Source organism: Nonomuraea sp. NPDC050310, from assembly GCF_040655795.1.
In the GTDB taxonomy this organism is placed as follows: Bacteria; Actinomycetota; Actinomycetes; order Streptosporangiales; family Streptosporangiaceae; genus Nonomuraea.
Genome location: NZ_JBFAKP010000009.1, coordinates 1 through 24,941, shown reverse-complemented (window position 1 = coordinate 24,941; position 24,941 = coordinate 1). Strand labels below are relative to the sequence as shown.

Here is a 24,941-nt window from a genome sequence, read left to right as displayed (position 1 = left end):
TACCAAACGAGCGGTCGCTCGGCTGTAATGTGGCAATGGTCCCCAGGGGTATTCGGATCGGCTACGGCATCGGCTCCTTCTGCACGGGCACGTTCTCCACCGTTCCAGGCCTGTTGCTGCTCTTCTACATGACCAACCAGCTCGCGGTGCCCGCCTGGCTGGCCGGCCTGGTGGTCTTCCTGCCCAAGCTCTGGGACATGCTGATCAACCCGTGGGTCGGCCAGCGTTCGGACCGCACCGGGGGCCGCCGCCCGTGGTTGCTGCTCGGCGCGGTCACCCTCCCGCCCGCCTTCGCGCTGACCTTCGCCGCGCCCACGATGACCGGGGTGCCGGCCGCGCTCTACGTCGGGTTCTTCTTCTTCCTCACCGCCACCGCCTACGCCTTCTTCGAGGTGCCGTACAAGGCGATGCCGGCCGAGATGACCGACGACTACCACGAGCGCTCCTCGCTGCTGCAGTGGCGCATGATCTTCCTGGGTGTCGCGATCCTGCTGTCCGGCGCGCTGGCCCCGGTGATCGCCAACGGCCTCGGCTACCACGTGATGGGCCTGGTCATCGGCGTGGTTCTGCTGGCCGCGATGCTGGGCACCTACTGGGGTACGGCAGGCGCCCCCGTCGTCGGTCACGCCCAGGCCGAGCCGTCGTTGCGCCGCCAGCTCGCGGTGGCCAGGACCAACCGGCACTTCCTCGTCCTGCTCGCGCTGAGCTGCGCGCAGATGTTCGCCGCGGGCACGATGCTCGCCGGGGCGCCCTACTTCGCCACCTACATCGTCGGCGATCCGGCCGCCACCACCACGCTGTTCGCCTGCCTGGTGGGCCCGATCCTGCTGACGATGCCGCTGTGGGTGTGGCTGGCCAGGCGGCTGGACAAGCGCGGGGCGATGGTGCTGTCGTCGGCGCTGTTCCTCGCCGGCGCGGTGGCGATGGCGTTCACCCCGGCCCTCGGCGCGCTCTACGCGCACGTGGCGGTGCTGCTGGTCGGGGTCGGGTACGCCGGCATCCAGCTCCTGCAGTTCTCGATGATGGCCGACGTGATCGCGCACGACAACGTGGTGACCGGCACCAGGCGGGCCGGGGTGTTCACCGGGTTGTGGACGGCGGCCGAGACCGTGGTGTTCGCCTTCGGCGCGCTGGTGCTGGGCTGGGTGCTCGGCGCGGGCGGCTTCCGCGAGTCGGACGCGAAGACGCGCGTGGAGCAGGCCGACTCCGCGGTGCAGGCCGTGCTGTACGGCGGCACGCTGCTGCCGGCGTTCTTCGTCGGGGTGGCGATCGTGCTGACGTTGCGCTACCGGCTCACCGCGGAGACCATGGCCGCCGCGCGCTGAGTGAGGGCGGTCAGCGGGGCAGGGACGGCTGACCGGAGCTGAGCAGGAAGCCGCAGTCCCCGAAGGACACCTCGTCGCCCGAGCGCACCCGTGCCGGGCCGACGAGCCGCCAGCCGTTCAGCCGGGTGCCGTTCAGGGAGCCCAGGTCGACGATGAGCCAGCCGCCGTCCGCCTCCCGCCGCAGCTCGGCGTGGACGCGCGAGACGGTGAGGTCGGCGAGCACCAGGTCGCAGGCCGAGCCGCGGCCCACGACGAAGCGGAGCCGCTCGTCGTCGGGCAGCGCCAGCCGGGGCAGCCGCGGCCGCCGCCAGGCCGACTGCACGCGCGTGACGAACTCCGACACCGACCCCACGGCGTGGGCGAGGCGATGGCGGAAGGTGTTCGGCGGCGGGAGGTCGGCGACGAGGTCGTCGAGCTCGTGCCGGCTCCGGGCCCGCAGGGCCATGTCGACGCGGCCGATGAAGGTCTCGGGGGACAGGCGTCCCTCGACCGCGCGGTCGCGGAGCTCGTCGATCGCGCGATCGCGCTCGCCGTCCGATGCGCGATACGGAGGTTGCGTCGAGCCCATGCCCCAGAGTATCGGGCTGAATGACGGGTGATGTCCAGAATACGGTTGCCCACTGAATACTGAGTATGCATACTCAGTATTCATGTCAATCAGGCACGGCCTCCTGGCCTTGCTCAGCCGGGGTCCCCGCTACGGGTACCAACTGCGTGCCGAGTTCGAGTCGTCCACCGGGGCCACCTGGCCGCTCAACATCGGCCAGGTGTACACGACGCTCGCGCGCATGGAACGGGACGCCCTGGTCGAGCCGGGGGAGACCGACGAGCAGGGCCGGGTGGTCTACCGCATCACCGGCGCCGGACGGGAGGAGCTCCAGCGCTGGTTCGACACCCCGGTCACCCAGACCGACCGGCCGCGGGACGAGCTGGTGATCAAACTGGCGATGGCGGTGACCACCCATCCGGCCGCGCTCCGGGTCATCCAGGCGCAGCGCACCGCGACCATGCGCACCCTGCAGGAGCTCACCCGCGCCAAGCGCGACGGCTCCCCGGCCCAGCGCCTGGTCGTCGATTCCATGATCTTCCAGGCCGAGGCGGAGCAGCGCTGGCTGGACCACTGCGAAGCCGTACTCAGAGAAGGGTCGTCATGACCGTGTTAACGCTCGTGGACGTCGTCCGGGCCTACGGGGAGCAGCGGGCGCTGGGCGGGATCAGCCTCAGCGTCGCGGCCGGGGAACTGGTCGCCGTCATGGGGCCGTCCGGGTCGGGCAAGTCCACCCTGCTCAACCTCGCCGGCGGGCTCGACCGGCCCACCTCGGGCAGCGTGGCCGTCGGGGGCGTGCCGCTCGGCGGGCTGAGCGCCGCTTCCCTGGCCGAGCTGCGGCGGCGCAGCGTGGGCTACGTCTTCCAGGACCTCAACCTGATCCCCTCGCTCACCGCGCTGGAGAACGTGATGCTCCCGCGCGAGCTCGACGGCGTGCGCACCGCCCGGGCCCGGGAGCAGGCCCGCCGGGCCCTGGCCGAGGCCGGCGCCGAGCAGGCGGCCGGCCGCTTCCCCGACGAGCTGTCCGGCGGCGAGCGCCAGCGGGTGGCCATCGCGCGGGCGCTGGTGGGGGAGCGGCGGCTGCTGCTGGCCGACGAGCCCACGGGCGCGCTCGACACCCGGATGGGCGACGAGATCCTCCGGCTCCTGCGGGCCCGCTGCGACGCCGGCGCGGCGGTGCTGCTCGTCACGCACGAGCCCCGCTACGCCGGCTGGGCCGACCGCGTGGTGTTCCTGCGCGACGGCCGGGTCGTCGACTCGGCGGAGCTGGAGAGCGCCCGATGAGGCGGCTGGTGTGGCGCGGCATCCTGCGCGCCAGGGGCCGCAGCGCGCTGATCATGGCGATGATCGGGCTGCCGGTCCTCGTCTTCACCGCGCTGCTGACCGGGGCGGCCACCGCCGACGTCTCCGCCCTGGAAGGGCTGCGGCAGCGCATCGGCTCGGCCGACGCCGCCCTCTCGGCCACCGCGCACGAAGGCCCCGTCCAGCAGCTCGACGGCCACTCGTACACCGGGACGGGCTCGACCGAGCGCGCGGTGTGGAGCGAGGAGCGGCTGGCCGCCCTGCTGCCGGCGGGCGCCCGGCACATCCCGTTGTACGAGGGCACCGGGCCGGTCCGGCTGCCCGGCGGGCTCGACATCGTCGAGATCACCGAGGTCGACCTGCGCGACCCGCTGGCGAAGGGCCTGCGCGAGCTGCGACAGGGCCGCCTGCCCGCCACGGCCGGCGAGGTCGCCGCGACCCCCGCCCTCGCCGAGCGCGGGGCCTCGGTGGGCAGCACCCTGGTGGTGCCGCCGGACAACCGGAGCTTCCGGGTCGTCGGCGTCGTGGCCGATCCCCAGCGGCCCGCCCTCCAGGAGCTCGCCGCCCTGCCCGGCGCGCTCCTGCTCAACCCGCCGCGCGGGCTCGATCTCGGCTGGCTGGTCGACCTGCCCGGCGGCGTGGGCCGGGCGGAGATCATCCAGTTCAACTCGCACGGCCTGATCGTCGCCACCCGGCTCCTCGCGGAGGAGGAGGCCCCGCTGCTCCGGAGCGAGGAGATGGCGGTCGGGCTCGGGCTGGCCATCTTCATGATCGTGCTGGAGACCGCGCTGCTGGCCGGACCGGCCTTCGCCATCGGGCTGCGTCGGCGGCGGCACGAGCTCGCGCTGGTGGCCGCCCAGGGCGGCTCGCCGCGGCACCTGCGGGCCGTCGTGCTGGCCGAGGGGCTGATCCTGGGCGGGCTGGCCTCGCTGCTCGCCGCCGGGCTCGGCGTCGGCCTGGGGATCGGCGGGGCCCATCTGGCCGCGGGGTGGAGGCTCAGCTCGATCGGGCCGGTCGAGGTGCCGTGGGTGAGCGTGCTCGGCGTCGCCGTGCTGGGCGTCGTCAGCGCCCTCGTGGCCGCGCTGGTGCCTGCCGTACAGGCTGGGCGGCAGGAGCCGGCCCGGGTCCTGGCCGGGCGCGCGCCCGAGGTGCGCGGCAAGGCGGGCAAGCCGGTGCTGGGCGCCCTGCTGATCGCGCTCGGGATCGGGCTGACCCTGCTGATGGCCGCCGGGGACGGCTTCGACCGCGAGCTGAACGTGATCGCCGCGGCCGTGCTGGTCGTCCTCGGCATGATCGCGCTGCTGCCGAGGCTGATCGAGTGGACCGGCCGCCCGGCCGCGCGCCTGCCGCTCCCGCTGCGCCTGCCCGTCCGCGACGCGGTCCGCCACCGAGCCCGTACGGCTTCCGCCGCCGCGGCCGTGATGGCGGCCTCCTCGGCGGCCCTGGCCTTCGGCATCGGCTACCACAGCAACTTCGAGGACAACCGCGCCGCCTACTGGCCCGGCATGCCCCTCGGCACCGTGCAGATCCACGCCCGGGACGCCGACGAGTCCGCCTGGGCGAAGGTCAGGAGCGCGGCGGCGCAGAGCCTGCCCGGCCGCCCGCTGATCCCCGGCTACGACGTGATGATCGGCGGCGAGCCGTACATCCTGTCGCTGGATCTGCAGAGCCTGACCCGCCCGGGGCTGCACCGCTCCTACGGCGTGTTCGGCGGCGACGTGCCGATCGGCGGCCCCGAGCTGCTGCGGCTGATCCAGGGCCGCGACGATCCGGTGGCCGCCGCGGCGCTGGCCGAGGGCAAGGCGGTGGTCTTCGACCCCGGCTTCGCCCCGGGCGCCTCCCGGGTGAGGCTCGCCGCGAACAACCCCTTCGGCGGCCAGGGATCGCGGACCCGCGAGATCGAGGTGCCCGCCGTACGGGCCGAGGCCGCCGCCGAGCACCAGGGCGGCGCGATCGTGCCGCGCGTCGCGCTGGAGCGGGCCGGCTTCCAGGTCGCCGAACGCAAGCTGTTCACCACCGGCTCCCCGGCCGACGAGCTGCGGCTGGAGCGGGCGGCGACCGCCGCGGGCGCGGCTGCGGACGTCTACGTGGAGGCGGGCTACGAGGACTACCTCACCCCGCAACTGTGGGTGCTGTTCGGCGCGGCCGGGCTGCTGGTGCTGGGCGGCACGCTGGTGGCCACCCGGCTCGCCGCGGCGGACCTGCGCCCTGACCAGCAGGTCATGGCGGCGATCGGCGCCTCGGGCGGCCTGCGCCGGCTGGTGCTGGCCGGCCAGGCGGGCTACATCGCGCTCCTGGGCGCGGTGGCCGGCTTGCTGGTCGCGATCGTCCCGGGCGTGGCGCTGGCCTGGGCGAGCACCGGGAGGACGCGGCTGGGGCACGGCGGGCTGTCGGTGAGCGACGGGTCGGCGGGCTTCACCGTGGCCGTGCCGTGGGGCTTCTCGCTGGGTCTGGTCCTCGGGTTGCCGCTGCTGGCCGCGCTGATCGCGGGCCTGTTCACCCGGCGGTTGCGTCCGGGCCCACCGCCGCGCCGGCTCGGGTGAGGCGGATCTTCGACTGCTTGTGCGGCAGCTTCTCCCAGTCGTCCATGAAGACGCCGTCGAGACCGTGCTTGCCGGCCAGGGCGAGCAGGGTCTCGGTCCGGTAGTAGAAGTCCTCGCCGAGCACCTGGTGCTCGGCGCCCTCGGTGCGGTCGAAGGTGAAGTCGAACCACCCGCCGGGCCGCATGATCCGGCCGACGTGCGCGAAGCACTCCTCGATCACCGGCAGCGGCGAGTGCGAGAAGACGCTGTGCGCGTGCACGACGTCGAAGTGCTCGGCGGGCAGGAACTCGAAGCGCAGGTCACGGACGGGCGTGAGGTACGGCAGGCGGTCGGCCAGGCCGAAGCGCACCAGCGTCTGCTGCGCGGCGAAGAGGATGTCGGGCGAGATGTCGATCCCGTAGTAGTGGCCCGGGTCGAGGTGGCCGATGAACAGGTGGCCGGCCCGCAGGTTGCCGCAGCCGATCTCCAGCATGCGGTGCCCGGGCCGCAGCCCGTGACCGACGAGGTAGTCGAACTGCATGCGCCCGAGCGCCAGCCAGCGCTTGTGCGTGTGCGAGCCGACCGCGCCCTCCGGGCTGCGCGCGACGTCCGACTTCATGACCGCGCGGTAGTACGCGATGTGGTCGGGCGCGCGCAGCCGGAACCAGGTGTCGCGCGCCAGCCGGCGCAGGTGCGGCAGGATCCGGTCCGGGTGCCGGGCGGCGTACCGGAGCTGGTGCAGGGGGTTTGTGCGTTTCACCCGGACGGCACCCCCTGTGCGGTCAGTCGGTCACGTCGGCGCACACGACGTGTGCTCCGATCTCTATCATGCGTCTCTCGCTCCGGGTGTCCGCCACGCGGGCCATCAGGATGGGAGCCTCGCTGGCGGCCAGTTGCGGCAGCCGGGCCCTGACCCCGCGGTGCAGGTCGCGCACGACGTCCTCGGCGGCCGACATGTGCACCTTGACGTGCAGCATGATCCCGGGCGCGCCGGAGGCGGTGCGGGCCTCGGAGATCCACACGTGGTGCACCAGCGGGAAGTCCGCCAGGAGGGTCGCGATCGCCCGGCGCAGCGCGGGCAGGATCGGATGGGTGCACCGCCGGTAGCCCGGGTCCACCTGCTGCATCGGGCCGGACAGGTGCGGCCGCGGCGCCGGGATCCACGCCTGCGGCGGCGCGGTGACCGGCGCGGGCAGCGCCTGGGCGAAGGCGGGCGCGTTCCGCGAGACCGTGGCCATGGCCCCGGTCGCGTATGCCGCGGGCACCGCGCCGGACAGGGCCGGCATGGGTCCGGAGCGTACGGCTCGCAGGAAGCGCTGGAGGTCCTCGATGGGCACGGCCGCGGCGGCCGGCCCGGCAGCGTCGATCACGATTTCCCGCACGCCCGTGACCCGCTGGATGTCGAGGATGGTGTCGGCGTCGCACGCCGACAGGGAATGGCTACCGCGGTGCCGCGCGTAGGTGTCCGGCCCGGTGTAGCCGAGCAGCACCCGGTCTCCGGACTGGGTGGTGCCCAGGACCACGGAGCGGTCTGGACGCACGGCCACCAGGACTCCACCGTCGGCGAGCGCGGACAGCAGGCGGTGCGGGTTGCCATGCTGGCGGAGCACGTCGGCGAGAGCGGGGTTCCCGATGCTCATAGGACGAACCCTAGGTAGTCGGCCACGACTTATCAGGCTAATGCCGAATAAAACTCCCGATCAAGACAAAGATGGCCGCGACCTGGATGATCTTGGCATTCGCTGGGTAACGCCCAGATCCTGGGACACTCGTGAACGCGTTCACAAGGCTGGATAGACTCTGGGGGATCCCACGGGGGCCCGTCGAAGTGCCCCTGCCATGTCCGCCCGAAGGATCTCATCAGTGAACAAGCCCGTCGTCCTGGTCGCAGAGGAGCTGTCGGAGGCCGGCCTCGCCGTACTCGCCACGGACTTCGAAGTCCGTCACACCGACGGCGCCGACCGAGCTCAGTTCCTGCCCGCTCTCGCCGACGTGGACGCGCTGATCGTGCGCTCCGCCACGCAGGTGGACGCCGAGGCCATCGCCGCCGCACCGAAGCTCCAGGTGGTCGCCCGCGCGGGCGTCGGCCTGGACAACGTCGACGTCGAGGCCGCAACCAAGGCCGGCGTGATGGTGGTCAACGCGCCGACCTCCAACATCACCAGCGCCGCCGAGCAGACCATCGCGCTCATCCTGGCCAGCGCCCGCAACACCGCCCAGGCGCACGCCGCGCTCAAGAACGGCGAGTGGAAGCGGTCCAAGTACACCGGCGTCGAGCTGGACGAGAAGGTCGTGGCCATCCTCGGCCTGGGCAAGATCGGCCAGCTCGTGGCGCAGCGCCTGCAGCCCTTCGGCGTCGAGCTGATCGCCTACGACCCCTACCTGCCCCCGGCTCGCGCCGCGCAGATGGGCGTGCGCCTGGTCAGCCTGGACGAGGCCATCAAGACCGCCGACTTCATCACCGTGCACCTGCCCAAGTCGAAGGAGACCCTCGGCCTCCTCGGCGACAAGGAACTGCACGAGGTCAAGCCCAACGTGCGGATCATCAACGTGGCGCGCGGCGGCATCGTCGACGAGAACGCCCTCTACACCGCGATCAAGGAGGGCCGGGTCGCCGGCGCCGGTCTCGACGTCTTCTCCAAGGAGCCGATGACCGAGCACCCGCTCTTCGAGCTCGACCAGGTCGTCGTCACCCCGCACCTCGGCGCCTCGACCCACGAGGCCCAGGAGAAGGCCGGCACCCAGGTCGCCCGCAGTGTCAAGCTCGCCCTGGCCGGTGAGTTCGTGCCGGACGCGGTCAACGTCCAGGGCGGCGCGGTCGCCGAGGACGTGAAGCCGGGCCTGCCGCTGGCCGAGAAGCTGGGCCGCGTCTTCACCGCGCTGGCGGGCGAGACCGCGACCAAGCTCGACGTCGAGGTGCGCGGCGAGATCGCCAACCAGGACGTGCGCGTGCTGGAGCTGGCCGCGCTCAAGGGCGTCTTCACCGACGTCATCGAGGAGCAGGTCACCTACGTCAACGCCCCGCTCATCGCCAAGGAGCGCGGCCTGGCGGTGGATCTGGTCACCTCGGAGGAGAGCCCCGACTGGCGCAACGTCGTCACCGTGCGCGGCGTGCTGGCCGACGGCCGCCAGGTCTCGGTCTCGGGCACGCTGTCCGGCCCGCGGCAGATCACCAAGATCGTCGAGGTCAACGGCTACGAGATGGAGATCGAGCCCACCGACCACCTGGCCTTCTTCACCTACGCCGACCGTCCCGGCATCGTCGGCGTGGTCGGCCGCATCCTCGGCGACCACACGGTGAACATCGCCTCGATGCAGGTGGCCCGGGACGTCAAGGGCGGCAAGGCGCTCATCGCGCTGACCGTCGACTCGGCCATCCCGTCGGGCGTGCTCGACCAGATCGTGAGCGAGATCGGCGCCGACAGCGGCCGCTCGGTCGACCTGGCCGACTAGCCACCTGTAGTGCACCACGGCCGGCGGGAACGATCCCGCCGGCCGTTCTGTTGTCCCACCTGCATGTCTCAGCATGCGAGATAGTAGGACATCCTACGAGATTCGCTGTTATCGTGGAGAGCAAGCTGGCAGGTGGAAGCACCACTTCCCTGCCCCGCGCGACAGGTCTGTCCCGAGCGTCCGCGATCCGGAGCCGAGGCCTTCAGACTCTTTCCGTCGTTCGCGATCTTCGAGATGAGACGCACATGTATGACATGTATTCGTGGAACAGCCCTGAGGACACCGAGGACGAGGCCGTCGAGGCCGTCCAGATCGCCCTCGACCGCCGCGACAACGGCGGCCGGCCGCTCGGCTCCTAGAACTCCAGCCGGTACATGATCGCCATCCGGCGCATGACCGGGATCATCCTGGCCGCCTTCGCCAGCAGCCGGTAGGCGAGCCGCACGCGGTCGAACCCGTCGAGGTCGAACGCGCTCACCGCGCTGACGCAGCGCAACGCCGGATGGATCGACTCCAGCTCGGCGGGCCCGTCGACGCCCCAGTAGAGCGTGGCGCCGGCGACCTGGACGGCCTTGTTCACCTTCTGCAGCTTGATCCCGCGCTTGCTGAACCCGTCGAAGACGAGCTGACCCGAGGGGAAGCGCTCCACGATCGCGCGGAACAGCTCCCGGCCGGCCTCCTCCCGGAGGTACATGGTCAGGCCCTCGGCCACGACCAGCACCGGCCGGTCGGCCGGCACCTGCGCGAGCCAGCCGGCCGGCGTCACCGGCGTGGCCAGCAGCGTGTAGTCGCCCTCGCGCTCGCGGAAGACCTTGCGCCTGAGGTCGATGACGTCCGGGTAGTCCACGTCGAACCACCGCACGCCCGGGCCCGGATCGACGCGGAAGACCCGCGTGTCCAGGCCGCACCCCAGGTGCAGCACGGTCGCCTCGGGGTGGGCGGCGAGGAACTCGCGGGTCCAGCCGTCGAAGTGCAGGCTGCGCAGCGCCACGGTGGAGGCGTCGCCGGGCTTGATGCCGACCTTGGAGAAGTCGTGGTCGATCCGGCGGACCGCTTCCAGGGCCATCGTGTCGTGGAGGACGGAGTTGGGCGAGCGAGCGTCCATGGCCTTGCCGTACAGGGTGGCGAGCATGGTGGCCTGCGCGCCGGTGAGCCTGATCCTCTCCATCACTCCACCATAGAACGGGCCAGCGCCAGCGCGCCGAGCAGCGAGGCGTCGTCGGCGAACCGGGCCCGCCGCACCCGCGGCGGGAACGGCACGGTACGGCGGAGCCGCTCCTCCAGCGCGGGCAGGATGACCGGCGCGGCCCCCATGAGCCCGCCGCCGACCACCAGGCATTCCGGGTCGAGGCTCACGCACAGGTTGGCCACGGCCGTGGTCAGGTCGGCCAGCGCCGCCTCCACCAGGTGCGGCAGGGCGTCGCCGGCGAAGAGCTCGGCGGCGGTGGTCGGCGTGCCGAGCTCGGCCGAGGCCTGGCGGGCCAGCCCGGCGCCGGAGAAGCGGTCCTCCAGCGGCGCGTGCCCGGCGGCGAAGCCCGGGCTGCCGGGGTCGGTCAGCACGTAGCCGATCTCGCCCGCCGCCCCGTGCGCGCCGGCGAAGACCCGGCCGTCGACGACCAGCGCGGCGGCCAGGCCGGTGCCGAGGTTCAGGTAGAGGCCGCAGGAGACGCCGCGCAGCGCGCCCCAGCGCAGTTCGGCCGCGGCGGCGGCGTTGACGTCGTTGTCGATGGCGACCGGGACCGGCGCGTAGGCCTCGCGCAGCAGCCGGGGCAGTTCGAGGCCGTCCCAGCCGGGCACGTTCGGCGCCAGCCGTACGACGCCCTGGCGGATCACGCCCGTGGTGGAGAAGCCGACCGCGGCCGGGGCCCCGGCCAGGTCGCGGGCGGCGGCCAGCGCGGTGGCCAGGGGATCGTCCCCCGTGCGCAGGCGTACGTGCCCGGCCAGCACGGGGCCGTCGGCGTCGGAGCAGCCAATGGCGATCTTGGTGCCGCCGACGTCGATGCCCAGGACCCGGCTCACCGGCGGGCCACCGAGTCGATCGCCACGGCCAGGACGAGCACGGCGGCGGTCACCATGAAGCGGATGTCGGTGTCGACGCTCAGCAGCAGCATGCCGTTGGTGATCGACTGGATGACCAGGATGCCGAGCAGGGCGTTGTAGGCGCGGCCCCGCCCGCCGAAGAGCGAGGTGCCGCCGATCACCGCGGCGGCGATGGCCATGAGCAGGATGTCGCTGCCGCCGGAGGCCTGGTTGACCGCCGACAGCCGGCTCGCGGCCAGGATTCCGCCGGTCGCGGCCAGCACCGAGGCGAGCGCGAAGGCGAGCACCCGGATGCGGCGCACCGGGATGCCCGCCCGGCGCGCGGCCTCGGCGTCACCGCCCACGGCGTAGAGCCACCGGCCGAAGACGGTGTGCCGCAACACCGCGTCCAGCCCGATCACCAGGCCGCCGAACAGGACCAGCAGCAGCGGCACCCCGCGGTCGGCGCTCAGCGCGAGCACCGCCCCGGCGAGCAGCAGCGCCTGCACGGCCAGCAGGATCGCCGCCGGCCACGGCGGGTCCACGGGCAGCCCGGCCGCCGCCCGCCGCCGGCGCACCACCAGCACGCCGCCCGCCCGGCCCAGCACCAGCACGGCCACGATCGCCCACGACAGCCACGGCGGCAGCCAGGTGTCGCTGAGCCCGGAGACGAAGCCGGCGAAGTCCAGGTTGATTGTGCCGCCGTCGCCCAGCAGGAACCACATCAGCCCGGCCCAGCCCATCAGCCCGGCCAGCGTGACCACGAAGGACGGCATGCGCAGGGTCGTGTGCATGAGGCCGTGCAGCACGCCGATGGCGGCGGCGGCCAGGAGCGCGACGCCGATGGCGGTCAGCGCGGACCAGCCCTCGCGCACGTGCAGGATGGTCATGACCACCGCGGCCAGGCCGCTGACCGAGCCGACCGACAGGTCGATCTCGCCGAGCAGCAGCACCATGATCACGCCGAGCGCGATGGTGCCGGTGGCGGCCAGTTGCAGGGCCAGGTTGGTGAGGTTCTCGGGGGACAGGAAGCGGCTGTTGAGCGACTGCAGGACGGCGGCGATGGCGACCAGGCTGCCGATCGCCGGCCACGGCCCGAGGTCCCCGGCTCTGCCCCTGATCCAACCGGCCTTCAGCTCAGTCATCTGCGGCTCCCGTGATGGCGGCTCCTGTGTCGGCGGCTCCTGCGTCGGCGACTCCTGTGTCGGCGGCTCCCGTGATGGCGGCGACGATCTCCTCCTGGGTGGCTTCCGCGGTGCGGAACTCCCCGGCGTTGCGCCCGAGCCGCAGCACGACCACGCGGTCGCTGACCGCCCGGACGTCGGCCAGGTTGTGCGAGATCACCAGCACGGCCAGCCCGCGCTCGCGCAACCGGGCGATCAGGTCGAGCACCTGGGCGGTCTGCTCGACGCCGAGCGCGGCGGTGGGCTCGTCGAGGATGACCAGGCGAGGCTCGCCGAGCAGGGCGCGGGCGATGGCCACCGACTGGCGCTGCCCGCCGGAGAGCTGGGCGACCGGCACGGTCAGGTCCCGGATCCGCACCTCCAGCCGGGTGAGCAGCTCGCGGGCCCGGCGCTCCATCGCGATGCCGCGGAGCAGCCCGAAGCGGTTCGGCTCGGTGCCGAGGAAGAGGTTGGCGACCACGTCGAGGTTCTCGCAGAGGGCGAGGTCCTGGTAGACCGTGGCGATGCCGAGGGCGCGGGCGTCGTGCGGGCCGGCGATGCGGGCCGGCGAGCCGTCCACGGAGATCGTGCCGCCGTCCGGCGTGATCACGCCGGAGACGACCTTGACCAGGGTGGACTTGCCCGCGCCGTTGTCGCCGACGAGCGCGACGACCTCGCCGGGGCGCAGGTCCAGGCTCGCCCCCGAGAGCGCCTGGACCGCGCCGTAGCGCTTGGTGATCCCGGTGGCGGAGATCACTGCTGCAGGCCCGCCTTCGCGCAGGCGGCCTTGACCTCGGCCGTGCAGATCTGCTCGACGGTGTAGAACCCGTCCTTGACGATCGTGTCCTTGACCTTGTCCGCGGTGACCGCGATGGGGTCGAGCAGGAAGGCCGGGATGTCGGCGGTCCCGTTGTGCACCTTGGCCGGGGCCTGGACCGGGGTGCCCTTGGCCAGGGCCACGGCCAGCTCCGCCGACTTCTCCGCCTCCGCCCGGATGTCCAGGTAGATGGTCATGTACTGCTCGCCGGTGAGGATGCGCTGCACGGCGGCGAGCTCGGCGTCCTGTCCGGTGATCGGCGGCAGGGTCTGGTACCCGGCGCGCTTCATGGCCGCGATGGCGCCGCCCGCCATGCCGTCGTTGGCGCTCAGCACGCCGACGATCCGGTCCTTGCCCAGGGCGGTGATGGCCTGCTCCATCTGCTGCTGCGCCTTGTCGGGGCTCCAGTCGGGGGTGTCGAACTCCCGCCCGACCTTGACCTTGCCCTCCAGGACGCTCTTGGCGCCCTTCTTGTAGTCGGCCGAGCTGGGGTCGGTGGGGGAGCCGTGGATCATCACGATCTCGCCCTGGCCGGCCACGCCCTTGGCGGTCATCGCCTCCAGCAGCGCCCGGCCCTGCATCTCGCCGACACGGACGTTGTTGAAGGAGACGTAGTAGGCGTAGTCGATGCCGGAGATCAGCCGGTCGTAGGCGATCACCGGGACCTTGCGCTGCTTGGCCTGGTTGACCAGGGGCGCGACCGCGCCGGCGTCCACGGCGTCCAGGACGATCACGTTCGCGCCCTGCGCCAGGGCGGCTTCGACCTGCTGTTGCTGCTTGGCGGCGTCCTGGTCGGCGTTGCCGTACAGGAGCTCGCAGTCGGGGCAGAGCTGCTTGACCTTGGCCTCGAACAGCGGGCGGTCGAAGGCTTCGTAGCGGGTGGTCTTGGACTCCGGCAGGAACAGCGCGATCTTGCTGGTCTTGCCGGCCTCGCTGTTCTGGCCTGCCGTACCGGACCCGCAGGCGGTCAGCAGGGCGGCGGCTAAGCAGAGTGCTCCCAGGGCGGCTGTGCGGTGCATCGCCCCTCCTCTCCTATTTGGTAAGAAAGGTAATTTACTATCAACGCGTTGGCTAGACTTCCGCTGTGCTGGGGAATCCGCGGCTGCTCCGCGTGCTGAACGAGCGGCAGCTCCTCGATCGGCTGGCCGCCCACGGTCCCGCCGCGCGCGCGGACCTGGCGAAGGCGACCGGCCTGTCCAAACCGACCGTCTCCGCCGTGCTGGCCGGGCTGGAGGAGGACGGCCTCGTGCACCTGGTGGGCGAGGTCCTGGGCCGGCCCGGGCCGGTCAGCTCGCTGTACGACCTCAACGCCGCCGCCCGGCACGTGGCGGGCATCGACATCGGCCGCGACTGGATCCGGGTGGCCGTCGCCGACCTGCGGGCCGCCTTCGTCGGGCGGACCGACGCACGCAACACCGCCCGCACCTCCGCCGAGCTGGCCGCCTGCGTGGCCGAGCTGACCCGGCAGGCCGCCGCCGAGGCCGGGGTCGAGTGGTCCTCGATCGCCTGCGCAGTGGTCGGGGCGCCGGGCGTCTACGACCCCGCGGCCGGGCTGCTCTCCCTCGCCCCCAACCTGCCCGGTCCTGACCTGGGCGAACGGCTGGCCGCCGCGCTCGGCGTCGAGCTGGTCATCGAGAACGACATCAACCTCGCCGCGGTCGGCGAGATGGCGTACGGCGAGGGCCGCGGCAAGGTCAACTTCGCGCTGGTCTCGGTCGGCACCGGCGTCGGGATGGGCATCGTCATCAACGGCGAGCTCTACGTCGGCGCCCGCGGAGCGGCCGGCGAGGTGTCCTACCTGCCGGCCGCCGAGGCGCCCGAGGGCGACGAGACCCTGGAGCGCGGCGCCACCGAGACGGTCGCCGCCGCGCCCGGCGTGGTGCGCGCCGCCCAGGCCGCCGGGCTGCTGCTGGACAGCGCCCGCGAGGTCTTCGCCGCCGCGGCAGGGGGCGACCCGGTCGCGTTGTCGGTGGTCGACGGCGAGGGCCGGCGGATCGGCGGGCTGCTGGTCGCGGTGGCGGCCGTGCTCGACCCGGAGGTGATCGTGCTCACCGGCGGCGTCGGGCACAACCTTGACCTGCTCGGGCGCTCCATCCAGCGGCGGATCGCCGAGCTGGGGCCGCTGCGGCCCCAGGTGGTGGCCAGCGCGCTGGGCGACAGCGGGGTGCTGCTGGGCGCGGTCGCCCACGCCAAGGCCCGGGCCTGGGAGCTGATCTTCGAGCTCAGAGGCTCGCGGTAGGCATCGTCTCGGCGGGCTTGGCCTTCTGCTTCAGCAGGGCCGCCCAGAGCGCGACGCCCTTGGGGTCGGGCCGGACCGCGCCGACGAAGGCGCCGCGCCGCCAGCCGCTGAGCCGCTCCTCCTTGACCACGTCACCGGAGTGCGGGGCGTGCACCATGTACCCGGGGCGGCTGATCATGCCCACGTGCCCGAGGCCGGAGAAGAAGACCATGTCGCCCGGCTTGAGCTCCTTCCAGGAGATCTTCCTGCCGAAGGCGGAGTACTGCTGGGCCGCGGTGCGGGGCAGCTCGATGCCCGCGCTCTCGTAGGCGCGGAGCATGAGTCCGGAGCAGTCGTAGCCGCGGTCGGAGGTCCCGCCCCAGACGTACGGCACGCCCCGCTTGGACATGGCGTAGGCGAGGGCCTTCTTCCAGGCGGGCGGCTTGACGGCCCGGTCGCGCACCTCCTTGACCTGGGCGGCGTCCAGTGTGATGCTGGCGGCCTTCTCCGGCGTGCTGCCCGCGCCGGCCGAGGCGTGGGCCGGGGCCGGGGTGGCGGCGAGCGCCAGCGGGAAGGCGAGGGCGGCGAGAACGAGGCGAGACAGGGGAGGGTCCTTCCACGCGGCCGACCGGGTTAGCTGACGGGCTCGGGCCTGGAAGTCGGCCCTACACGAAGGGATTCGCCCCATGAAGAAAGGTGGGTCCCCGGCTCTGTCACGGACGTGACGGATTAGGCTCGTGGGACTCTAACGAAAGGGTCAAAAGGTCGCAAATCGGACAAAAAGTAGTGTCCGCCTTTTGAGATAGGTTGTTCGCAGGGCGAGACAGGGGGGTAGGGTACGTTCTCATGGAGTCGCGCAACATTCGTCTGGCCGTGATCCCCGGAGACGGGATCGGCACCGAAGTCGTCGCCGAAGGACTGAAGGTCCTCAACGCGACCGGTGTCAAGATCGAGACCACCCACTACGACCTGGGTGCCGCTCGCTACCACCGCACCGGCGAAGTGCTGCCCGACGCCACCCTCGACGAGCTGCGCGGCTACGACGCGATCCTGCTCGGCGCGGTCGGCGACCCCAGCGTGCCGCCGGGCGTCCTGGAGCGCGACCTGCTGCTCAAGCTCCGCTTCGAGCTCGACCACTACGTCAACCTCCGGCCCGTGAAGCTGTTCCCGGGCGTCGAGACGCCGCTGGCCGGCGTCGCGCCGGAGGACATCGACATGGTGGTCGTCCGTGAGGGCACCGAGAGCCTCTACGCGGGCGCCGGCGGCGTGCTGCGCAAGGGCACCCCGCACGAGATCGCCACCCAGGAGTCGCTCAACACCGCCTTCGGCGTGGAGCGCGTGGTCCGCTACGCCTTCGCCAAGGCCGCCGAGCGGCCCCGCAAGAAGCTCACCCTGGTCCACAAGACCAACGTCCTCACCTTCGCCGGCGACCTGTGGGCCCGCACCGTCAAGCGGGTCGCCGCCGACTTCCCCGAGGTCACCACCGACTACCAGCACATCGACGCCGCCTCGATGTTCTTCGTCACCGACCCCGGCCGCTTCGACGTGATCGTCACCGACAACCTCTTCGGCGACATCATCACCGACATCGGCGCCGCCATCGCCGGTGGCATCGGCCTGGCCGCCAGCGGCAACGTCAACCCCGACCGCACCGCGCCGAGCATGTTCGAGCCCGTCCACGGCAGCGCGCCCGACATCGCCGGCCAGGGCAAGGCCGACCCGACCGCGACCATCCTCTCCATCGCCATGCTCCTCGAGCACCTCGGGCTGACCGCCGAGGCCGAGCGCGTCGAGCAGGCCGTCGCCGCCGACATCCTCGAGCGGAGCGGCGGCCGGGTGCGCGGCACCCAGGAGATCGGTGACGACATCACCGCACGAGTAGCCGGCGGCGCCTAGCCGTACCCGGCCGGGCGCCCTTCGCGCTCCGGCCTGCCTGCCCTACGAACGCCTGGTGGCCGCAGCCACCAGGCGTTTTTGGTATAGATGCCGCTACATCCCAGATACTGGACATAAGCCCGCCTCGCGAAAGAAGGACTCCGCCATGACGCTCAGCTTCGACGTGCAACTCTCCGACCGCGCGCGCACCGCGGCCGAGCGCGACCAGATACTCGCGGCGCCCGGCTTCGGTCAGCACTTCACCGACCACATGATCTCGATCGACTTCACTGAGGAGCTCGGCTGGCACAACGCGCGGCTCGAGCCGTACGGGCCGTTGACGCTCGACCCGGCGACCTCGGTCTTCCACTACGCGCAGGAGCTCTTCGAGGGGCTCAAGGCCTACCGCCAGAGCAACGGCTCCATCGTGGCCTTCCGCCCGTACGCCAACGCGGCGCGCTTCAACAAGTCCTGCGCCCGCATGGCCATGCCCGAGGTGCCCGAGGAGACCTTCGTCGAGGCGCTCGAACTGCTCGTCCAGACCGACCGCGACTGGGTGCCGACCACCGAGGGCCACTCGCTCTACCTGCGGCCCTTCATCATCGCCACCCAGGTCGGGCTGGGCGTGAACTACCCGTCCAAGCAGTACCGCTTCATGGTCATCGCCTCACCGGCCGCCTCCTACTTCGCCGGCGGCATCAAGCCGGTCTCGGTCTGGCTGTCCACCGAGTACACCCGCGCGGCGCCCGGCGGCACCGGCGCGGCCAAGTGCGGCGGCAACTACGCGGCGGCCTTCGTCGCCCAGCGCCAGGCCGTCGAGCAGGGCTGCGACCAGGTGGTGTGGCTCGACTCCAACGAGCACCGCTATGTCGAGGAGATGGGGGGCATGAACCTGTTCTTCGTCTTCGGGAACAAGCTGATGACCCCGTCGTTGACCGGCACGCTGCTGCCGGGCATCACCCGTGACTCCATCTTGAACCTCGCCGCCGAGCTGGGCCTGGAGGCCGAGGAAGGCCGGCTGTCGATCGAGGAGTGGCAGGCCGGGTGCGAGTCGGGCGAGCTGACCGAGGTCTTCGCCTGCGGCACCGCCGCCGTGGTCACCCCGGTCGGCACCGTCAAGGGCGCCGACCGGGCTTGGGTCGTGGGTGACGGCACCCCCGGCGAGGTGACCATGCGGGTGCGTGAGGAGCTGCTGGGCATCCAGTACGGCACGCGTCCCGACCACCACAGCTGGATCCACAAGATCGCTTGAGCTCACTGACCGGTACGGCGGGGCTCCACCGGGGGCTCCGTCGCGTACCGCAGCACCACGTTCCCCGAGTCGGCCCAGGTCCGGACGCCGAGCAGGCGCAGCCGTACGGTCTCCGAGACCTGGAAGGCGGGCGTCCCGGCGCCCAGCAGGACCGGCCCCACCATCACATGCACCTCGTCGACCAGGCCCGCTTCGAGCAGGTCGTTCCAGACGGTGAAGCTGCCGAACACGGTGATGTCGCCGCCGCCCTCCCGCTTCAGCTCGGCGACCGTCCCGTGTGCCGCCTTCCGCGCCACGACCTGCGTGCTCGACCGCCAGGGCTCGGTCTCCTCCGGGCGCAGGCTGTCGGAGAACACGATCTTGCGGACGCCGGCGTTGATCCGGGCGATCTCGACGTGGACCCGCTGCTGCTCCGGCTCACCGGGCAGCACCTCGGCGGCGTGCGCCGGGTCGGTCATCGCCGGCCAGAAGCCCACGAAGCCCTCGAAGGTCTCACGCCCGAACAGCAGCACGTCCGTGCCGCGCAGGCGCTCCAGGTTGTGGGAGTCGAAGGCGTGGTCCATGGGCATCGCCAGGACGTCACGGCCGGGGCCCTCCATCCGGCCGTCCAAAGAGACGATGGCGACGACGATCAGCTTGCGCATGGTGATTCCTCTCCAGGTGGTCCTGCCCGGGCAGAGACACCGGAGGCGCCTGACTCATCGCTCGGACGCGGAAAACTTTCGCGGCACGGGAAAGCTGCCGAGCACCCGAGGATCCAGCCAGGTGACGATCTCCCCGACCGATGCGGCGGGAACCCGTGCGGCGGCCGATGACCCTGAACGAACCCGCAACACACCGACCGCAGCCACCTCCCCCTCCTGGTAGAACGCCATCCCCCACCCGCCGTTGACGGAAACCGGCACCACCCGCCACCGGCTCGCGAACACCCGCTCGGCCAGGAACCGCCCCACCGTCTCCCGCCCCTCGAACCAGGCGGGCAACGGCGGCATGATGAACCGCACATCGTCGGTCAGCAACTCCACCAGCCCGTCCACATCCCCGCGCTCCCAAGCCCGGATGAAAGCCTTCAGCACCTCACCCTGGCCGGGCACCTCCACCTCGCCCCGCTCCGGCACCCGCTCCCCGACGCTCCTCCTGGCCCGCTGGAGCGAACTGTTCACCGCCGCCGTCGTGCTCCCGAGCAACCCCGCCACCTCGGCCGCCGGATACTCCAGCACCTCACGCAGGACCAGCACCGCCCGCTGGAACGGCGGCAGGTGCTGCAACGCCGCCACGAAGGCCAGCTCGACCCCCTCCCGCAGCAGGTAGCTCTCCTCCGGCCCGGCCGCCGGGTCCGGCCACGGCTCCAGCCACACCGGCCCCGGCACGACCTCGCCCAGGTCGTGCACGTCGCGGCGCGGCGGGCCGTGGTCGGGGGACAGCAGCCGCCGGGGCCGCTTCGACGCCAGGCGCAGGCAGGCGTGGGTGGCGATCCGGTAGAGCCACGTGCGAACCGAACTGCGCCCCTCGAACCCGGCCAGCCCGCGCCACGCGCTGAGCAGGACCTCCTGCACCGCGTCCTCGGCGTCGTGGGGCGAGCCCAGCATCCGGTAGCAGTGCGCGGCCAGCTCACGCCGGTAGGGGGCGACCAAACGCCCGAATGCCGCCTCATCACCCGCCCGCGCCGCCGCCAGCAGCTCGCCGTCCATGAATCGAGCGTAGCCAGCCGCTTCAAGTCCCTGTAATGACTACTCATCGTAATGATAAGATTCCCCACGGTTATCGGCCTGAGAGTCAGGCCGAGGTCAAGCCGAGGGAGGCGTGCATGCCCGGATACGTCATCGCCGCAGCGAGCGCGATCGCCGTAGTCGTGATCTCCAGCCTCCTGATCCGCCGCCTGCGCGCGGCGAGTGACGACGGCGACCCCGGCGGCCCGACCGCCGGCCACTCCGGCTCGATGATCTCGGCGCTCTTCCTGATCGCCTTCGCCATCGCCATCGTCGTCCCCTGGACCACCGCCGACGCCGCGCGGCTCAACACCTACGCCGAGACGCAGGCGATCGCCGAGGCCTCCTGGTCGGCCGCCGCCCTGCCCGACACCACCGGCGCGGGCATCCAGGCCGGGCTGCGCGACTACACCATGTTCGTGCGCGACGCCGAATGGCCGCTCATGGCCGAGGGGCAGCTCAGCCCCGAGGGCTGGTCGCGACTGGAGACGCTCCGCCGCAACGCCACCGCGCTGGAGGTCGAGGGCGACGACGCCGAAGAGGCCCGCACCGCCGTGCTCCAGCACATCAGCGAGATCTCCTCCGCGCGCCGGCAGCGGGCCATGGACGCCGCCGCCTCGCCGCCCTCCGGTCTGCTCGTGGTCACCATCATGACCGGGCTGGCCGTCGTCGTGCTGCCGCTGCTGTCCGGGGCGCGGCCGCGCGGCATGACGCTGGTGCCGCTCGGGCTGATGGGCGCGCTGCTCGGGATGGGCATCTTCCTGACCATCGACATCTCGCGCGTCTTCGCCGGGGCGCTCGCGGTCGGGCCCGACGCCTTCACCAGCCTGCTGGCCGAGCTGCAGCGCATCTCGTGGAGCGCCTGACCATGCGGGTGGTCCTCGCCCTGCTCGCCCTCCTGCTCGCCGCCTCCGCGACAGCCTCGGGGGCGCTGGCGGACACCCCGCCGACCGACGGCGACGGCGACGGCGGTGGCGGGTCGCCGCTGGTCGAGGCGGAGGTGGAGGTCGGGGTGATCTCGCTCTGCCTCGACGTCAAGGTGCTGGTGCACGTCAAGGTCGCCCTCGGGTGTCCGGGGCAGCAGCCGCCGGTGAAACCGACGCCTTCGCCTCCGGTTGAGCCGCCGCCTCCGGTGAAGCCTCCGCCTCCGGTGAAGCCGACGCCCGCGAAGCCGACCCCGGTGAAGCCGACGCCTGCTCAGCCGAAGCCGCCGCCACCTCCCCTGCCTACGCCGACCCCGCCGCCCGCGGTCGAGCCGACTCCTGCGCCCGTCCCGCCGCCGAGGGTCCGGATTGCTCCGCCGTACCGGCCGCGGCCGGTGCCGCTGGTGCGGAAGAGCAGCCCGACGCCCACGCCGAAGCCCACGCCCACGGTGGTGGCCCAGCCGGTGCGCCGCCCGCTGCCGCCGCCCGCCGAGCCGCTGCGGCGGCGCAACCCGCTGGCCACCGTGATCGTGGTGGTCGTGCTCGTGTCGGCCATCGCCACGGCCACCGCGCTCGCCTTCGCGCGGTGACCGCGGCGGGCCTGGCTAACGCTTGCGGATGAGCGTCACTCCGTCCCGGATCGGGAGGATGACGCTCGTCACCCGCGGGTCGTTCATCACCAGGTCGTTGAACTGCCGGATCTCCTCAGTGGCCGGGTCGGAGTTGGCCGGGTCGGCCACCCGGCCGCTCCACAACGTGTTGTCGGCCAGGATCACCCCGCCCGTGTCCATCCGCTCCATCAGCAACTCGTAGTAGCCCGGGTAGTTGCCCTTGTCGGCGTCGATGAACGCCAGGCCCACCGGGCCCTTCAGGTCGCGCAGCGTCTCCAGCGCCGGGCCGACGGTCAGCTCGATCTTGTCCGTCACCCCCGCGTGCTCCCAGTACCGGCGGGCGATCGCCGTCCACTCCTCGCTGACGTCGTAACAGTGCAGGTGGCCGCGGCCGAGCCCACGCGCGATGCAGATCGACGAGTACCCGGTGAAGGTCCCCACCTCGACGGCCACGTACGGGTCGACGAGCTGGGTGATCGTGGTGAGAAAGCGTCCCTGGTCGGCCGAGATCTGCATGCTCGCGCTGCGTCCCGCGACCCTGGCGGTCTCCTCCGCCAGCTCGACCAGGAATTCGTCCTCACGGGTGGTGTGGTCCAGAATGTACTGCTCGACAGCCGGATCGATGAAGGTCATGGACGCAGCATAGGGAGCGATTGTGGTCAAGCGAGTAGCCGTGGCCTTGGTGGCGGTAGCCGTACTCATCGGGGCATTGGTGCTGCAGCGGTCAGATCCCGCCGCGGAAGCGGCGGCCACCCCGCTGACCAGGCAAGCCGACGGCTCATTGGTGCTGGCCAAGGCCGGGGTGACCGAGCCGGTGCTGGACCTCTACGAGGATTTCGACTGCCCCGTCTGCCGTGACCTGCACGCCAAGGTCAACGTGACGTTGCTCAAGATGGCCTCCGAGGGGCGGATCAAGCTCGTCTTCCACCCCGCGACGATCTTCACCGACGAGCCCATGCGCTCCAACTCCATCCGCGCCGCGGCCGCCGCCCGCTGCGTGCCCGTGGAGAGCTGGCTCGCCTACCGCGAGCAGTTGTACGGCATGCAGCCCGCCCCGCACGGCACCGCCAGCGGCTTCACCGTGGACGAACTCGTCGCCGCCGGCAAGACCGCGGGCGTGCAGAGCCCCGGCTTCGACTCCTGCGTGCGCAGCCAGGAACGCGCCGAAGGCCACCTCAAGGACAACCCCACCCTCGAAGGCACCCCGACCGTCCTGCTCAACGGGCAGGCCCTCGGCAACCTCGCCTTCGACCCCCAGGCGCTGGAGCAGCTCGTCACCCAGCTCAACGGCCCGTATCTCGAATCCTGAGATCCGTGTGCCAGATGGTGAATCGATGTGGCAGACTCGGGAGCATCATGTTCTACGGTCTGCTCATTATCGGCAGGCGCGCTGGCTAAAAGGGACACCGCCAGCGCGCAGACCTCTCACGTCCGTGAGGGGTCTTTTGTTTTTCCACGAACTGCTCGCTTCTTGCCCGACCACGAACTGTCCGCTCCTCGAAATGGAGAGCTTCCCGATGGCCGACGACCGCTTCCACGTCTACGACACCACGCTTCGCGACGGCGCTCAGCAGGAGGGTCTCAACCTCACCGTCGCTGACAAACTCGCGATCGCGCGGCACCTGGACGGGCTGGGCGTCGGCTTCATCGAAGGGGGCTGGCCCGGCGCCAACCCCAAGGACACCGAGTTCTTCCGGCGAGCTCAGACCGAGCTCGACCTGAAGCACGCGCAACTCGCCGCGTTCGGCGCAACCCGCCGAGCCGGTGTGCAGGCCGCCGACGACCCACAGGTAGCCGCCTTGCGCGAATCCGGCGCGCCGGTCGTGACCCTTGTCGCCAAGAGCCACGACCGGCACGTGGAGCTGGCCCTCCGTACGAGTCTCCAGGAGAACCTCGCGATGATCCGCGACACGGTTTCTCACCTTCGTGCGGAGGGACAGCGAGTCTTCCTCGATGCCGAGCACTTCTTCGACGGCTACGCCTCCAACCCAGCGTACGCGCTCGAAGTCATCCAGACCGCCGCCGAAGCCGGCGCCTCCGTCATCGCCCTGTGCGACACCAACGGCGGCATGCTCCCCGACGAGCTCGCCGACGTCGTCCACGCCGCCGTCGGCACCACCGCCCGGATCGGCATCCACTGCCACGACGACACCGGCTGCGCCGTCGCCAACACCCTCGCCGCCGTCCGCGCCGGCGCCACGCACGTCCAGGGCTGCGCCAACGGGTACGGCGAGCGGTCCGGCAACGCCAACCTCTTCACCGTCGTCGCCAACCTCCAGCTCAAGCGTGGCTACGACCTCGTCCCGCCTGCGGCGCTCGCCGACATGACCCGCATCGCCCACGCGATCACCGAGGTCACCAACGTCACCCCCAACTCCCACGCGCCCTACGTCGGCATGTCCGCCTTCGCGCACAAGGCCGGCCTGCACGCCAGCGCCATCAAGGTCGACCCCAACCTCTACCAGCACATCGACCCCGCCCAGGTCGGCAACGACATGCGCATGCTCGTCTCCGACATGGCCGGCCGCGCCAGCGTCGAGCTCAAGGGCCGCGAACTCGGCTACACCCTCGACCCCGACACCACCCGCGTCCTGGTCGACCGGGTCAAGGACCTCGAAGCCCGCGGCTACACCTTCGAGGCCGCCGACGCCTCCTTCGAACTCCTCCTCCGCGACACCGTCCACGGCGAGCGCCGTCGTCACTTCGAGGTCGAGTCGTGGCGGGTCATCGTCGAGCGCACCAAGGGCGGGGAGCTCGTCTCCGAGGCCACGGTCAAGCTCCACGCCAAGGGCGAGCGCATCGTCGCCACCGGCGAGGGCAACGGGCCCGTCAACGCCCTCGACCGTGCTGTGCGGCATGCCCTGGAGAAGCTGTACCCGGAGCTTGCCCGGCTGGAGCTCATCGACTACAAGGTCCGCATCCTGGAGGGCACCCACGGCACGGGGGCCATCACCCGCGTGCTCATCACCTCCAGCGACGACACCACCGAGTGGGCGACCGTGGGGGTGGCCGAGAACATCATCGAGGCTTCTTGGCAGGCGCTTGAGCAGGCTGTCACCTTTGGGCTGCTTCGGGCTGGTCACGACCTTTAACTGCTCGGGCCTTCGCCCTTCGGGCTCCGGGCTCCGGGCTGTGACTGTGGGGGAGCCCAGCTCCCCCACACCCCCAGGCACCCCCACACGCCGGACGCCCCCCCACCGGCGGG

General features: G+C 71.8%; 24 protein-coding genes and 1 riboswitch. Of the genes, 12 read left to right on the top strand and 12 right to left on the bottom strand.

Features of this window, described 5'->3' with window-relative positions; translation table 11 throughout:
* The first annotated feature begins 35 nt into the window (after nucleotides 1-35).
* Nucleotides 36-1,325 carry an MFS transporter gene (locus AB0I67_RS21920; RefSeq protein WP_357926408.1) on the top strand — a complete coding sequence of 430 codons (1,290 nt, stop codon included), beginning with the start codon at nucleotides 36-38 and terminating at the stop codon, nucleotides 1,323-1,325.
* Between the two features lie 10 nt (nucleotides 1,326-1,335).
* Here the strand turns inward: AB0I67_RS21920 and AB0I67_RS21915 are convergent, their stop codons facing one another.
* Entirely contained in the window at nucleotides 1,336-1,893 is a 558-nt protein-coding gene (locus AB0I67_RS21915) for a DUF1707 and FHA domain-containing protein (RefSeq protein ID WP_357926406.1), read from the bottom strand.
* Nucleotides 1,894-1,975: 82 nt separating this feature from the next.
* On the opposite strand from AB0I67_RS21915, the gene AB0I67_RS21910 reads away from it, so the two are divergent.
* Genes AB0I67_RS21910 through AB0I67_RS21900 form a run of 3 tightly spaced genes read left to right on the top strand, consistent with a single transcriptional unit; the run spans nucleotide 1,976 to nucleotide 5,717 of the window.
* Complete coding sequence (locus AB0I67_RS21910; RefSeq protein WP_357926403.1) at nucleotides 1,976-2,479, top strand: PadR family transcriptional regulator; 504 nt, start codon at nucleotides 1,976-1,978, stop codon at nucleotides 2,477-2,479.
* Nucleotides 2,476-3,156, top strand: a complete 681-nt coding sequence (locus AB0I67_RS21905; RefSeq protein WP_357926401.1) for an ABC transporter ATP-binding protein — start codon at nucleotides 2,476-2,478, stop codon at nucleotides 3,154-3,156. The genes AB0I67_RS21910 and AB0I67_RS21905 overlap by 4 nt, the downstream gene beginning before the upstream one ends.
* Entirely contained in the window at nucleotides 3,153-5,717 is a 2,565-nt protein-coding gene (locus tag AB0I67_RS21900) for an FtsX-like permease family protein (RefSeq protein WP_357926399.1), read from the top strand. The genes AB0I67_RS21905 and AB0I67_RS21900 overlap by 4 nt, the downstream gene beginning before the upstream one ends.
* Here AB0I67_RS21900 and AB0I67_RS21895 read toward each other — a convergent pair.
* Nucleotides 5,671-6,456 carry a class I SAM-dependent methyltransferase gene (locus tag AB0I67_RS21895; protein ID WP_357926397.1) on the bottom strand — a complete coding sequence of 262 codons (786 nt, stop codon included), beginning with the start codon at nucleotides 6,454-6,456 and terminating at the stop codon, nucleotides 5,671-5,673. The two genes, AB0I67_RS21900 and AB0I67_RS21895, sit on opposite strands and share 47 nt — an antisense overlap.
* Nucleotides 6,457-6,478: 22 nt before the next feature.
* Nucleotides 6,479-7,336 carry a hypothetical protein gene (locus AB0I67_RS21890; RefSeq protein WP_357926395.1) on the bottom strand — a complete coding sequence of 286 codons (858 nt, stop codon included), beginning with the start codon at nucleotides 7,334-7,336 and terminating at the stop codon, nucleotides 6,479-6,481.
* 223 nt (nucleotides 7,337-7,559) lie between these two features.
* Between AB0I67_RS21890 and serA the strand changes: the two genes are divergently transcribed.
* Nucleotides 7,560-9,149, top strand: coding sequence for a phosphoglycerate dehydrogenase (serA, locus tag AB0I67_RS21885; RefSeq protein ID WP_357926393.1), 1,590 nt, complete (start codon nucleotides 7,560-7,562; stop codon nucleotides 9,147-9,149).
* A gap of 355 nt (nucleotides 9,150-9,504) precedes the next feature.
* Here the strand turns inward: serA and AB0I67_RS21880 are convergent, their stop codons facing one another.
* From AB0I67_RS21880 to AB0I67_RS21860, 5 genes are read right to left on the bottom strand one after another with little or no spacing between them, the layout of a single operon-like run.
* Nucleotides 9,505-10,317: a class I SAM-dependent methyltransferase gene (locus AB0I67_RS21880; RefSeq protein ID WP_357926390.1), complete on the bottom strand. Its 813-nt coding sequence runs from the start codon at nucleotides 10,315-10,317 to the stop codon at nucleotides 9,505-9,507.
* Nucleotides 10,317-11,168, bottom strand: a complete 852-nt coding sequence (locus AB0I67_RS21875; protein ID WP_357926387.1) for an ROK family protein — start codon at nucleotides 11,166-11,168, stop codon at nucleotides 10,317-10,319. The genes AB0I67_RS21880 and AB0I67_RS21875 overlap by 1 nt, the downstream gene beginning before the upstream one ends.
* The gene (locus AB0I67_RS21870; RefSeq protein WP_357926386.1) at nucleotides 11,165-12,313 is read right to left on the bottom strand and encodes a sugar ABC transporter permease; all 1,149 of its coding nucleotides are present in this window, start codon (nucleotides 12,311-12,313) and stop codon (nucleotides 11,165-11,167) included. The genes AB0I67_RS21875 and AB0I67_RS21870 overlap by 4 nt, the downstream gene beginning before the upstream one ends.
* The gene (locus AB0I67_RS21865) at nucleotides 12,306-13,088 is read right to left on the bottom strand and encodes an ATP-binding cassette domain-containing protein (RefSeq protein ID WP_357926384.1); all 783 of its coding nucleotides are present in this window, start codon (nucleotides 13,086-13,088) and stop codon (nucleotides 12,306-12,308) included. Before AB0I67_RS21865 ends, AB0I67_RS21870 begins: the two co-directional genes overlap by 8 nt.
* Nucleotides 13,085-14,167 (bottom strand): substrate-binding domain-containing protein, encoded by a 1,083-nt coding sequence (locus AB0I67_RS21860; protein ID WP_357926382.1) that lies wholly within the window; start codon nucleotides 14,165-14,167, stop codon nucleotides 13,085-13,087. The genes AB0I67_RS21865 and AB0I67_RS21860 overlap by 4 nt, the downstream gene beginning before the upstream one ends.
* Nucleotides 14,168-14,232: 65 nt before the next feature.
* Between AB0I67_RS21860 and AB0I67_RS21855 the strand changes: the two genes are divergently transcribed.
* Nucleotides 14,233-15,387 (top strand): ROK family transcriptional regulator, encoded by a 1,155-nt coding sequence (locus AB0I67_RS21855; RefSeq protein WP_357926380.1) that lies wholly within the window; start codon nucleotides 14,233-14,235, stop codon nucleotides 15,385-15,387.
* Here AB0I67_RS21855 and AB0I67_RS21850 read toward each other — a convergent pair.
* Nucleotides 15,371-15,829: a C40 family peptidase gene (locus AB0I67_RS21850; protein WP_357926378.1), complete on the bottom strand. Its 459-nt coding sequence runs from the start codon at nucleotides 15,827-15,829 to the stop codon at nucleotides 15,371-15,373. The two genes, AB0I67_RS21855 and AB0I67_RS21850, sit on opposite strands and share 17 nt — an antisense overlap.
* 144 nt (nucleotides 15,830-15,973) lie before the next feature.
* Nucleotides 15,974-16,112, bottom strand: a riboswitch (cyclic di-AMP (ydaO/yuaA leader).
* Nucleotides 16,113-16,212: 100 nt separating this feature from the next.
* On the opposite strand from AB0I67_RS21850, the gene AB0I67_RS21845 reads away from it, so the two are divergent.
* Nucleotides 16,213-17,262 (top strand): 3-isopropylmalate dehydrogenase, encoded by a 1,050-nt coding sequence (locus tag AB0I67_RS21845; protein ID WP_357926376.1) that lies wholly within the window; start codon nucleotides 16,213-16,215, stop codon nucleotides 17,260-17,262.
* Between the two features lie 145 nt (nucleotides 17,263-17,407).
* Nucleotides 17,408-18,493: a branched-chain amino acid aminotransferase gene (locus AB0I67_RS21840; RefSeq protein WP_357926374.1), complete on the top strand. Its 1,086-nt coding sequence runs from the start codon at nucleotides 17,408-17,410 to the stop codon at nucleotides 18,491-18,493.
* A gap of 2 nt (nucleotides 18,494-18,495) precedes the next feature.
* On the opposite strand, the gene AB0I67_RS21835 is transcribed toward AB0I67_RS21840, so the two are convergent.
* Both AB0I67_RS21835 and AB0I67_RS21830 read right to left on the bottom strand, forming a co-directional pair.
* The gene (locus tag AB0I67_RS21835; RefSeq protein ID WP_357926371.1) at nucleotides 18,496-19,137 is read right to left on the bottom strand and encodes a dihydrofolate reductase family protein; all 642 of its coding nucleotides are present in this window, start codon (nucleotides 19,135-19,137) and stop codon (nucleotides 18,496-18,498) included.
* A gap of 54 nt (nucleotides 19,138-19,191) precedes the next feature.
* Complete coding sequence (locus tag AB0I67_RS21830) at nucleotides 19,192-20,184, bottom strand: RNA polymerase subunit sigma-70 (RefSeq protein WP_357926368.1); 993 nt, start codon at nucleotides 20,182-20,184, stop codon at nucleotides 19,192-19,194.
* 116 nt (nucleotides 20,185-20,300) lie between these two features.
* Here AB0I67_RS21830 and AB0I67_RS21825 point away from each other — a divergent pair, with 116 nt between their 5' ends.
* Nucleotides 20,301-21,068, top strand: coding sequence for a hypothetical protein (locus AB0I67_RS21825; RefSeq protein ID WP_357926365.1), 768 nt, complete (start codon nucleotides 20,301-20,303; stop codon nucleotides 21,066-21,068).
* Between the two features lie 2 nt (nucleotides 21,069-21,070).
* Nucleotides 21,071-21,715, top strand: coding sequence for a hypothetical protein (locus AB0I67_RS21820; protein ID WP_357926363.1), 645 nt, complete (start codon nucleotides 21,071-21,073; stop codon nucleotides 21,713-21,715).
* A gap of 15 nt (nucleotides 21,716-21,730) precedes the next feature.
* Here AB0I67_RS21820 and AB0I67_RS21815 read toward each other — a convergent pair whose 3' ends face one another.
* Nucleotides 21,731-22,369 carry an O-methyltransferase gene (locus AB0I67_RS21815; RefSeq protein ID WP_357926360.1) on the bottom strand — a complete coding sequence of 213 codons (639 nt, stop codon included), beginning with the start codon at nucleotides 22,367-22,369 and terminating at the stop codon, nucleotides 21,731-21,733.
* A gap of 22 nt (nucleotides 22,370-22,391) precedes the next feature.
* On the opposite strand from AB0I67_RS21815, the gene AB0I67_RS21810 reads away from it, so the two are divergent.
* Both AB0I67_RS21810 and cimA read left to right on the top strand, forming a co-directional pair.
* Nucleotides 22,392-23,045 (top strand): thioredoxin domain-containing protein, encoded by a 654-nt coding sequence (locus AB0I67_RS21810; protein WP_357926358.1) that lies wholly within the window; start codon nucleotides 22,392-22,394, stop codon nucleotides 23,043-23,045.
* A 208-nt stretch (nucleotides 23,046-23,253) separates the two neighbouring features.
* Entirely contained in the window at nucleotides 23,254-24,828 is a 1,575-nt protein-coding gene (gene cimA, locus AB0I67_RS21805) for a citramalate synthase (RefSeq protein WP_357926999.1), read from the top strand.
* The last annotated feature ends 113 nt before the right edge of the window (nucleotides 24,829-24,941 follow it).

Coding starts and splice junctions, on each gene's coding strand:
- AB0I67_RS21920 (WP_357926408.1), top strand. CDS start 36: ATGGTCCCCAGGGGTATTCGGATCGGCTACGGCATCGGCTCCTTCTGC.
- AB0I67_RS21915 (WP_357926406.1), bottom strand. CDS start 1,893: ATGGGCTCGACGCAACCTCCGTATCGCGCATCGGACGGCGAGCGCGAT.
- AB0I67_RS21910 (WP_357926403.1), top strand. CDS start 1,976: ATGTCAATCAGGCACGGCCTCCTGGCCTTGCTCAGCCGGGGTCCCCGC.
- AB0I67_RS21905 (WP_357926401.1), top strand. CDS start 2,476: ATGACCGTGTTAACGCTCGTGGACGTCGTCCGGGCCTACGGGGAGCAG.
- AB0I67_RS21900 (WP_357926399.1), top strand. CDS start 3,153: ATGAGGCGGCTGGTGTGGCGCGGCATCCTGCGCGCCAGGGGCCGCAGC.
- AB0I67_RS21890 (WP_357926395.1), bottom strand. CDS start 7,336: ATGAGCATCGGGAACCCCGCTCTCGCCGACGTGCTCCGCCAGCATGGC.
- AB0I67_RS21880 (WP_357926390.1), bottom strand. CDS start 10,317: ATGGAGAGGATCAGGCTCACCGGCGCGCAGGCCACCATGCTCGCCACC.
- AB0I67_RS21870 (WP_357926386.1), bottom strand. CDS start 12,313: ATGACTGAGCTGAAGGCCGGTTGGATCAGGGGCAGAGCCGGGGACCTC.
- AB0I67_RS21860 (WP_357926382.1), bottom strand. CDS start 14,167: ATGCACCGCACAGCCGCCCTGGGAGCACTCTGCTTAGCCGCCGCCCTG.
- AB0I67_RS21845 (WP_357926376.1), top strand. CDS start 16,213: ATGGAGTCGCGCAACATTCGTCTGGCCGTGATCCCCGGAGACGGGATC.
- AB0I67_RS21840 (WP_357926374.1), top strand. CDS start 17,408: ATGACGCTCAGCTTCGACGTGCAACTCTCCGACCGCGCGCGCACCGCG.
- AB0I67_RS21835 (WP_357926371.1), bottom strand. CDS start 19,137: ATGCGCAAGCTGATCGTCGTCGCCATCGTCTCTTTGGACGGCCGGATG.
- AB0I67_RS21830 (WP_357926368.1), bottom strand. CDS start 20,184: ATGGACGGCGAGCTGCTGGCGGCGGCGCGGGCGGGTGATGAGGCGGCA.
- AB0I67_RS21825 (WP_357926365.1), top strand. CDS start 20,301: ATGCCCGGATACGTCATCGCCGCAGCGAGCGCGATCGCCGTAGTCGTG.
- AB0I67_RS21820 (WP_357926363.1), top strand. CDS start 21,071: ATGCGGGTGGTCCTCGCCCTGCTCGCCCTCCTGCTCGCCGCCTCCGCG.
- AB0I67_RS21815 (WP_357926360.1), bottom strand. CDS start 22,369: ATGACCTTCATCGATCCGGCTGTCGAGCAGTACATTCTGGACCACACC.
- cimA (WP_357926999.1), top strand. CDS start 23,254: ATGGCCGACGACCGCTTCCACGTCTACGACACCACGCTTCGCGACGGC.